Source organism: Sphingomonas sp. Ant20, from assembly GCF_000783375.1.
Classification (GTDB): Bacteria; Pseudomonadota; Alphaproteobacteria; order Sphingomonadales; family Sphingomonadaceae; genus Sphingomonas; species Sphingomonas aerolata.
Genome location: NZ_JRVI01000163.1, coordinates 1 through 8,766, shown reverse-complemented (window position 1 = coordinate 8,766; position 8,766 = coordinate 1). Strand labels below are relative to the sequence as shown.

At 68.1% G+C, this 8,766-nt stretch carries 6 protein-coding genes and 3 pseudogenes; 4 read left to right on the top strand and 5 right to left on the bottom strand.

What is annotated here, in order from left to right; all coding sequences use genetic code 11:
* From thiD to glmM, 3 genes and pseudogenes are all read right to left on the bottom strand, one after another.
* Positions 1–670: pseudogene (gene thiD, locus NI18_RS16575) on the bottom strand (bifunctional hydroxymethylpyrimidine kinase/phosphomethylpyrimidine kinase); the annotation flags it as partial.
* Between the two features lie 207 nt (positions 671–877).
* Positions 878–1,093 carry a DUF1272 domain-containing protein gene (locus tag NI18_RS16570; protein ID WP_031439763.1) on the bottom strand — a complete coding sequence of 72 codons (216 nt, stop codon included), beginning with the start codon at positions 1,091–1,093 and terminating at the stop codon, positions 878–880.
* Entirely contained in the window at positions 1,093–2,433 is a 1,341-nt protein-coding gene (gene glmM / locus NI18_RS16565) for a phosphoglucosamine mutase (RefSeq protein WP_031439764.1), read from the bottom strand. The genes NI18_RS16570 and glmM overlap by 1 nt, the downstream gene beginning before the upstream one ends.
* A 69-nt stretch (positions 2,434–2,502) precedes the next feature.
* Between glmM and NI18_RS16560 the strand changes: the two are divergent.
* Together NI18_RS16560 and NI18_RS16555 are read left to right on the top strand one after the other, a co-directional pair.
* A pseudogene (locus NI18_RS16560) lies at positions 2,503–3,776 on the top strand (cation:dicarboxylase symporter family transporter).
* Positions 3,751–4,743 (top strand): aldo/keto reductase, encoded by a 993-nt coding sequence (locus NI18_RS16555; protein WP_037531563.1) that lies wholly within the window; start codon positions 3,751–3,753, stop codon positions 4,741–4,743. The pseudogene NI18_RS16560 and the gene NI18_RS16555 overlap by 26 nt, the downstream one beginning before the upstream one ends.
* Before the next feature lie 153 nt (positions 4,744–4,896).
* Here NI18_RS16555 and NI18_RS16550 read toward each other — a convergent pair.
* Positions 4,897–6,689: pseudogene (locus NI18_RS16550) on the bottom strand (peptide MFS transporter).
* A gap of 164 nt (positions 6,690–6,853) precedes the next feature.
* Between NI18_RS16550 and NI18_RS16545 the strand changes: the two are divergent.
* Together NI18_RS16545 and NI18_RS16540 are read left to right on the top strand one after the other, a co-directional pair.
* The gene (locus tag NI18_RS16545) at positions 6,854–7,429 is read left to right on the top strand and encodes a nitroreductase (RefSeq protein WP_037531561.1); all 576 of its coding nucleotides are present in this window, start codon (positions 6,854–6,856) and stop codon (positions 7,427–7,429) included.
* Positions 7,430–7,466: 37 nt separating this feature from the next.
* Positions 7,467–7,823, top strand: a complete 357-nt coding sequence (locus tag NI18_RS16540) for a GntR family transcriptional regulator (protein WP_031394568.1) — start codon at positions 7,467–7,469, stop codon at positions 7,821–7,823.
* Positions 7,824–7,858: 35 nt separating this feature from the next.
* On the opposite strand, the gene NI18_RS16535 is transcribed toward NI18_RS16540, so the two are convergent.
* Positions 7,859–8,653, bottom strand: coding sequence for an arylamine N-acetyltransferase (locus NI18_RS16535; RefSeq protein WP_052149271.1), 795 nt, complete (start codon positions 8,651–8,653; stop codon positions 7,859–7,861).
* Positions 8,654–8,766 lie beyond the last annotated feature (113 nt).

The window sequence follows — 8,766 nt, the reverse complement described above, 5'->3', positions numbered from 1 at the left end:
ATCGCGCGCGCGATGGCTGCGTCGAGCGGCATGCCCTGGCCGAGCCCGGTGGCGATCCCGCTGGCGAGCGTGCAGCCGGTGCCGTGCGCGTGGCGGGTTTCGATGCGGGGGTTGGTCCACAGCGTTTCGCCGGCGCGGTGACGAGGCGGTCGGTGACAAGCGGGCCTTCGGCGTGGCCGCCCTTGATGAGCACGGCGGGCCCGAGTGCGCGTACCGCGGCTTCGCCGCCGAGCGCTGCGAGTTCGGGGAGGTTGGGGGTGACGAGCGTGGCGATCCGCATGAGGCGGGCGAAGGCGGCGATCGTGTCGGGGGCGGCGAGCACCGAGCCGCTGCTGGCGATCATGACCGGGTCGAAGATGATCGGTATCGGGTCGCGGGAAAACATTGACGTCAGGCGGTCGGCGACGGCGTTGGCGGTCAGGGCCGAGCCGATCATGCCGATCTTCACCGCGTCGACGCCGATGTCGGACACGACCGAGTCGATCTGCGCGAGGACGATGTCGGTGGGCACCGGGTGGACCGCCTGCACGCCGAGCGTGTTCTGCGCGGTGATCGCGGTGATGGCGGTCATCGCGTGGCCGCCGAGCATCGTGACGGTCTTGATGTCCGCCTGGATGCCGGCGCCGCCGCCTGAATCGGAGCCGGCGATGATGAGGAGTCTCGCGGTCATTGGCGGTGCCGGGCGGGGTTGGAGGTCATGGGTCGGGCTATGGCATAGTCGGTGCGGTGCGGGACAGGGCCATGCCATCGCCACCTCCCCGGCGGAGGCCGGGGCCCAGTTGGGGACTGCTCCTGACGGAGGGCAGCGATCCGTTACCTCGACCTTGCCAACTGGGCCCCGGCCTTCGCCGGGGGTGGTTGAGGTTTGGAGCGGGGTCTAGTGCCGCCGGCCCGAGGCGGGTCTCTGTGGCGGGGCATCGCCGAACCGGGTCGGGCGGTCGAGGAGTTCGCCGCCGCAATTGGGACAGCGCTCGTCGAGCGCGTCCGCACAGGAGGCGCAGAAGGTGCATTCGTACGAGCAGATGAACGCGCCGGGCGCGTCGGCGGGAAGCTCGGCGGCGCAGCGTTCGCAGGTGGGGCGCATCTCGAGCATCAGGCGGCGACCTTGCGGACGGCTTCGCAGATCCGGTCGACGACGCGCCCGACCTGACCCGGATCATCCCCTTCCGCCATCACGCGGATCACGGGTTCGGTGCCCGACGGGCGGATGACGAGCCGCCCCTTGCCGGCGAGCTCGGCCTCGGCCTGCGCGATCACCGCTTTCACCGCCTCGTCGTCGAGCGGCTTGCCGCCGCCGAACCGTACGTTCTTCAACAGTTGCGGCAAGGGTTCGAACCGGTGGAGCACCTCGCCCGCGCGCGCGCCCGAGCGCTTGACCTCGGCGAGGATCTGGAGGGCGGCGACCAGGCCGTCGCCGGTCGTGGCATAGTCGCTGAGGATGATGTGCCCCGACTGCTCGCCGCCGACATTATAGCCGCTCGACCGCATCTTTTCGAGCACGTGACGATCGCCGACCTGGGTACGGACCAGCCCGAGCCCCTGCGCGGCGAGATGGCGTTCGAGGCCAAGATTGGACATCACGGTGGCGACGAGGCCGCCGCCCTTGAGCCGCCCCTGCCGCGCCCAGCTTGCCGCGATCGTCGCCATCAGCTGATCGCCGTCGACGATCGTGCCGGTCTCGTCGACGACGATCAGCCGGTCGGCGTCACCGTCGAGCGCGATGCCGATATCCGCGCCGCTCGCGACGACCGTCTCGGCAAGCGCCTGCGGTGCGGTCGAGCCGACGCCGTCGTTGATGTTGGTGCCGTCGGGCGTGACGCCGATCGCGACGACGTCCGCGCCGAGTTCCCACAGCGCCGAGGGGGCGACCTTGTAGGCGGCGCCGTTCGCGCAATCGAGCACGATCCGCATCCCGTCGAGCCGCAGATTTTCCGGGAAGGTCGACTTGGCGAAATGGATGTAGCGCCCCTGCGCATCGTCGATCCGGCGCGCGCGGCCGATCTTGCTCGACGCGACCAGCGGCACGTCGCCGTCGATCAGCGCCTCGATCGCGGTCTCGGCCTCGTCGGACAGCTTGAAGCCGTCGGGGCCGAACAGCTTGATACCGTTATCGGCATAGGGGTTGTGGCTGGCGGAGATCATCACGCCGATATCCGCACGCATCGACTGGGTCAGCATCGCGACCGCAGGCGTCGGCATCGGCCCGACCATCACCACGTCCATGCCGACGCTGGTAAAGCCCGCAACGAGCGCGGATTCGAGCATATAGCCCGACAGCCGCGTGTCCTTGCCGATCACGACGCGGTGGCGATGATCGCCGCGCAGGAAATAGGCGCCCGCCGCCATGCCGACCTTCATCGCCATCTCCGCGGTCATCGGCGATGCGTTGGTGGCACCGCGAATGCCGTCGGTGCCAAAATATTTCCTTGCCATCGTCAATGCTTTCCGTCCGGTATCGCTCTCTGGCATCGCTGATAGCGCGGTGGAACACGAAGGGCGAGCATGTCGCAGACTACACGGATACTCGCAGCGCTGTTCGGCGGCATCGGGATCGGCATCGCCGCGGCCGCCTGGTCGCCGGCCCACGCGCTCGCGGCGACGGCGGTGACCCAGCCGATCGGCGCGGCCTGGCTGCACGGGTTGCAGATGGTGATCGTGCCGCTCGTCGTCGGGCTGCTCGTCACCGGAATCGGCGCGACGACCGAGGCGGCACGCGCCGGGCGGATCACGATGCGGGCGATGGTGATGATCGTCGTCATCCTGTGGAGTTCGACGATCATGTCCGCGCTGGTCATGCCGTTGATCCTCGATGCCTTCCCGCTGCCACGCGGGCTCGGCGCCGCTCTGCGCGCCGCGCTGACCGGTGCCGCCCCGGTCGGGCCGGTGCCGGGGATCGGCGCGTTCTTCGACACGATCGTGCCGACCAACATCGTCGCTGCGGCATCGAGCGATTCGTTCCTGCCGCTCACCGTCTTCGCGCTGACGTTCGCCTTTGCCGTGACGAAACTGCCCGACGATCGCCGCCGGGTGCTGACCGGCTTCTTCCAGGCGGTCGTCGACGCGCTGCTGATCATCATCAAATGGGTGCTGAAGCTCGCGCCGATCGGCATCTTCGCGCTCGCCTACGGGGTCGGTGCGCGCACCGGGACGGCGGCGTTCGGCGCGCTGCTGCACTATATCGTCTGCGTCTCGGCGATCGGCTTCATCGTCCTGCTGAGCGCCTATCCGATCGGGATGATCGCGGCCGGGTCAGCCTGGGCCGGTTCGCGCGTGCGGTCGCGCCGGCGCAGGCGGTCGCGATCAGCACCCAGTCGTCGCTCGCCTCGCTGCCGGCGATGCTGAAGGCCTCGACCGAGCTCGGCGCGTCGCCCGCCACCGCCGGGATCGTCCTGCCGCTGTCGGTCGCGGTGTTCCGCGCGACCAGCCCGGCGATGAACCTCGCGGTCGCGCTGTACGTCGCGCACTGGCTGGGGCTGCCGATCGGGCCGGGGCAGATGGCCGCGGGCGTCGCGACCGCGGCGATCACGACGATGGGATCGATCTCGCTGCCCGGCACGATCAGCTTCGTCGCCTCGGTCGCGCCGGTCGCGCTGGCGATGGGCATCCCGCTCGAGGTGCTCGGTCTGCTCATCGCGGTGGAGACCATTCCCGACCTGTTTCGCACGGTCGGGAACGTGACGATGGACACCGCCGTCACTATCTCCGTCGCGGCGCGGTCCGATCACGGCGGCGGCGCCGAGGAGATTCCGCATGAAGTATCGCACGCTCGGCCCTGATTTCGAGGTTTCCGCGCTCGGCCTCGGCTGCATGCCGATGGCCGGGGTCGGCAAGGACATGTACGGCAGCGCCCCCGCCGACGAGAGCATCGCGACGATCCACCGCGCGATCGAACTGGGCGTGACGCTGTTCGACACCGCCGAAATCTATGGTCCGTTGATCAACGAGGAGCTGCTCGGCAAGGCGATCCGGGGCAAGCGCGACGGCGTCGTGATCGCGACCAAGTTCGGCTTCCGCTATGACGAGAACGGCATGACCGGCGTCGACAGCACGCCCGCCAATGTGCGGCGCGCGTGCGAGGGATCGCTCAAGCGGCTCGGCGTCGAGACGATCGACCTGCTCTACCAGCACCGCGTCGATCCGGGCGTGCCGATCGAGGAGACGGTGGGCGCGATGGCGGAGCTCGTCCGCGAGGGCAAGGTGCGGCATCTGGGGCTGTCGGAGGCCGGGCTCGACACGATCCGGCGCGCGGCGGCGACGCATCCGATCGCGGCGCTGCAGAGCGAATATTCGCTGTGGGAGCGCGGGGTCGAGGACGCAATCCTGCCGCTGTGCCGTGAGCTGGGGATCGGGTTCGTGCCCTATTCGCCGCTGGGGCGCGGGTTCCTGACCGGGCAGATTACCGCGCGATCGGATCTGCCCGAGGGCGATTATCGCCGCAACGACCCGCGCTATTCGGACGTAAACTTCGCCAAGAACATGGAGATGGTCGCAGTGGTGAAGGCGATCGCCGACACGCATGGCGCGAGCCCGGCGCAGGTCGCGCTGGCGTGGCTGCTGGCGCAGGGTGACGATATCGTGCCGATCCCGGGGTCGAAGCGCCGTGTCACGCTGGAGGACAGCATGAAGGCGGCCGAGGTCACGCTGTCGGCGGATGATCTGGCGAAGCTTGATGCGGCGGCGCCGAGGGGCGGCACGGCGGGGCCGCGCTACGGTGAGAAGGCACTGTCGATGACGCGGATCTGAGAGATCCGCTAACCCCCTAGAATCGTCATCCCCGCGCAGGCGGGGATCCAGACTGGCAAGCCGTGGTCTATCACGAACTGCAGAGTGTCTGGATCCCCGCCTCCGCGGGGATGACGGATTATTGGGAATGATGCGTTGGTAGGTCCAGCCGAATTACTGGACCCCGTGCATCCACTTCTTGATCAGCGGCGAGATGACCAGCAGCAGCACGCCGATTCCTGCCGAGACCAGCCCGATCGTCCAGAACACGCCGGCATAGGTGTCGAGGCTGACCTTCAGATTGGTCACCTGACCGCCGACCGTCTCGACGCTGGCGACCTGTGCGACGATGCCCGCGACATATTGCGCGACCGAGATCGACAGGAACCACACGCCCATCATCAGCCCGACGCGCGCGCGATCGACAGCTTGGTGATCATGCTGAGCCCGACCGGCGAGATGCAGAGCTCGGCGAAGGAGTGGATGAAGTAGAGCCCGGCCAGCCACCAGATCGCGACCTTGAACGTCGGCCCGACCATGCTCGCGCCCCAGACGAGGAACAGGAAGCCGACGCCGACGCCGATCAGCGCGATGCCGAACTTGACCGGGATCGACGGCTCGATGCCCCGGGCGGCGAGCTTGGTCCACAGGATCGACATCACCGGCGCGAGCGCGACGATGAAGAACGCGTTGAAGAACTGAGTCTGCCCGGCCGAAATGCTGAACAGGCCGAACACGCTGAGATCGGTGTTGCGGTCCGCAAAGAGCGTGAGGCTCGAGCCGGCCTGCTCGAACAGCGTCCAGAACACGACGTTGAAGACGATCAGCACCATTGCCGCGAGCATCATCTGGAACTCGCGCCGCTCGCCATTGACGAACGACCAGATCAGGATGCCCGGCACCGCGACCAGGAACGTGCCGAACAGCAATTTGCCCATCAGCGACAGCGAGACGATGTAGCCGATGATCCCGGACCCCGGCACCGGCGGCTCGGCGTTCATCAGGTTGACGAACAGCAGGTAGAAGATCGGGATGCCGAGCAGCGCGAGCGCATAGATGCCGAGCGCGCGGTCGGGGCCGCTGCGCACCGGCGGCTCGCCATATCCGTTCAGTTTGCCGCCATCGAACTGGATCAGCGTCCACGAGAACAGCATGCCGATCGCCGCCAGACCAAAGCCGGCCCACCAGCCGAACGCGACCGCGAGGAACGGGCAGAGCAGCTGCGAGAAGAGCGAGCCGAGGTTGATCCCCATGTAGAAGATCGTGAACCCGGCATCGCGGCGCTTGTCGCCCTGCGCATAGAGCTCGCCGACCATCGTCGAGATGTTGGGCTTGAAGAAGCCGTTGCCGACCGAGATCATGCAGAGTGCGAGCAGCATGATCGTGACGTAGAAGCTGCTGCGTTCCGCGCCCGATTCAAAGCCGCCCTTCTCGACCGTGCGCGCGGTCGATCCGTCGGCGGCGAGCAGCGAGACGGTGCCGTCGTCATTGCCCTTGATCTTCAGCCTGTTCGCGCCGTCGACGAGGTAGCGGACCTCGCTGTCGGCCTGTTCGACGACCTGGATCTCGTAGCGCTGGTTGGCGATCGTCGCATAGGGCTTGGCGGTCTCGCCGCCGAAGCACAGCAGCAGATAGCCCATCGCCATGATGATCGCGCCGAACTTCACCGCGCGCTTCGAGCCGAGATACTGGTCGGCGAGATAGCCGCCGACCAGCGGCGTCAGATACACCAGCGCGGTATAGCCGCCGTACAGCCCGGTCGCCTCGCGGTCGCCGAACACGAAATGCTTGGTGAGGTACAGCGTGAGCAGCGCGCGCATGCCGTAATAGCCGAAACGCTCCCACATCTCGGTGGTGAACAGTCGCGCGAGCTGGCGGGGATGGCCGAACCACGTCTCCCCGCTGGCGGGGTTCACATGGGTGATATCCGGTTCTCGCGGCGTATCCGCGGTCGGGGTGTCCACCATCTTTTACGCTCCCTGAAACGCTGGGCCGCCGTCGAACGCGGCGGCTTCATTGCGGCCTTACCTAGCGGCAAAGCCGGGACTGTAAATATCGGTGGCCGCGGGACCGCCCGCTAAATCGCGGATGCGGCTGTAAATTGCCGCGCCCCGTGCCTATCTGCGGGGCGATGTTCAACGACACTTCCAGCCCGCTTTCGCTGCTCGCGACCCGCCGTTCGGGCAAGCCGCGCGACCTTGTCGCGCCCGGTCCCGATGCCGACCAGCTCGCGCAGATCCTGGCGATCGCGGCGCGCACCCCCGATCATGGCAAGCTGGCGCCGTGGCGCTTCGTGGTGGTCGGCCAGGACCAGCGCACCACGCTCGCCGCGCTGATCATCGATGCGTACCGCGTCGAGCGGCCGACCGCGTCGCGGACCGAGATCGAGGCGCTCGACCAGTTTGCGCATCAGGCCCCCGCGCTGGTCGTCGTGCTGTCGTCACCCAAGCCGAGCCATATCCCCGTGTTCGAACAGGAATTGTCGACCGGCGCGGCGTGCATGAACCTGCTCCACGCGGTGCATGCGCTGGGCTTTGCGGGCGGCTGGCTGACCGGCTGGCCGAGCTATTCGGACACGGTGCGCGATGCGTTCGGCGAGGGCCATGAGCGGATCGCCGGGTTCCTGTTCGTCGGCACGCCGTCGCGGCCGCTCGACGAACGGCCCCGCCCCGATATGGAACGTGTCGTCTCGCGCTGGCGGCCCTAGGACTCGACGAAATGGCCAATTGCTGTATTAAGGCAGCATGACAGCGCTCAGCAGCGAAGACAGCCCCGTATATCTCCGCCTCCGCGCCACGATCGCCGCCGGGATATTACGCGGCGACTATCGCGCGGGTGATCAGCTGCCCTCGGTCCGCGCCTTTGCCGCCGAGCATGGCGCCAACCCGCTGACCGTCGCCAAGGCCTATCAGACGTTCCAGGACGACGGCTATGTCGAGGTCCGGCGCGGCGTCGGCATGTTCGTCCTGCCGGGGGCCGCGGAGGCCCTGCGCGTGGCGGAACGCGAGACGTTCGTCACCACGCACTGGCCGCGCATCCTCGGGCATATCGACCTGCTCGGCCTCGACGCGCGCGACCTGCTGGCGCACGAACGGGCCTGAGCCACCCCGCGGGGTGATCCCGCGCGGCGGGTGGCTCAGAACAGATTCAGCGCGGCGATGTCCTCGACGCTCAGGTCGATCCCGAACAACAGGCTCATGCGGATCCGGTAGACGCGCGGGTCGGTGATCTCGCCTGCCGCCGTGTCGGTGCCGGACCGCCGGCGATAGGTGCGCCCCATCAGCGACGCGAAGCCGTTGGGCAGGACGATGCTGGCGATCGCGGTCTGGGTGAAGCGGCTCGCGGGGGCGGTCGACGTCCAGTGATTGCCGAGCAGCAGGTCAGCGTCGAACACCTCGGCGATCGTGAAGCTGTATTGCGGCTGGAACCCGCCGCTCGCGCCGCGTCCGTCGGTGGTCATCGGATCGCCGTCGCGCAGCAGCATCCAGCCCTGTTCGCCGTGATCGCGGCTGGTCGCCTCGAGCCGGAAGCGCGCGCCATCGGGCGCGGTCGCCTCGGCACCGTCCGCGAGCGGGAGAACGGGGGTGTAGCTGCCGCCGAAGCCGGTGTCGGCGATCCAGGCCTGCCCGTCGATCGTCACCAGCGCGAAGGTGTGCGTGAGCGGCGGCACTTCGGTCGCGGCGATCCAGACGCGGGCGAGCACCGGGCGGGCGGCAAAGCCCAGCTCGGCGAGCGCGTCGAGGAACAGCCGGTTATGCTCGAAGCAATAGCCACCGCGGCGCGCGGTCACGAGCTTGGCGAACACCGAGGCACTGTCGATCGCGATGCCGCGGCCGAGCACGACATCGAGATCCTCGAACGGGATGGCGAGCCGGTGCGCCAGCTGCAACCGGCCGAGGCCGATCGAATCAAGCGTGGGCCGCGCGGGCATGGCGACACGGGTCAGATAGCGTCGAGATCGAACATCGGTCGGGGGGTCCTCGTTTGGGTTTGCCCTTACCGTGCGTGTGGCGCGGCCGTCGAGTGCTGAAGGGCGGGTGGGGT

Bases quoted from the DNA above. Each gene is read 5' to 3' on its own strand.
- NI18_RS16545 (WP_037531561.1), top strand. From the start codon at position 6,854: ATGTTCAACGACACTTCCAGCCCGCTTTCGCTGCTCGCGACCCGCCGT.
- NI18_RS16535 (WP_052149271.1), bottom strand. From the start codon at position 8,653: ATGCCCGCGCGGCCCACGCTTGATTCGATCGGCCTCGGCCGGTTGCAG.
- NI18_RS16570 (WP_031439763.1), bottom strand. From the start codon at position 1,093: ATGCTCGAGATGCGCCCCACCTGCGAACGCTGCGCCGCCGAGCTTCCC.
- NI18_RS16540 (WP_031394568.1), top strand. From the start codon at position 7,467: ATGACAGCGCTCAGCAGCGAAGACAGCCCCGTATATCTCCGCCTCCGC.
- NI18_RS16555 (WP_037531563.1), top strand. From the start codon at position 3,751: ATGAAGTATCGCACGCTCGGCCCTGATTTCGAGGTTTCCGCGCTCGGC.
- glmM (WP_031439764.1), bottom strand. From the start codon at position 2,433: ATGGCAAGGAAATATTTTGGCACCGACGGCATTCGCGGTGCCACCAAC.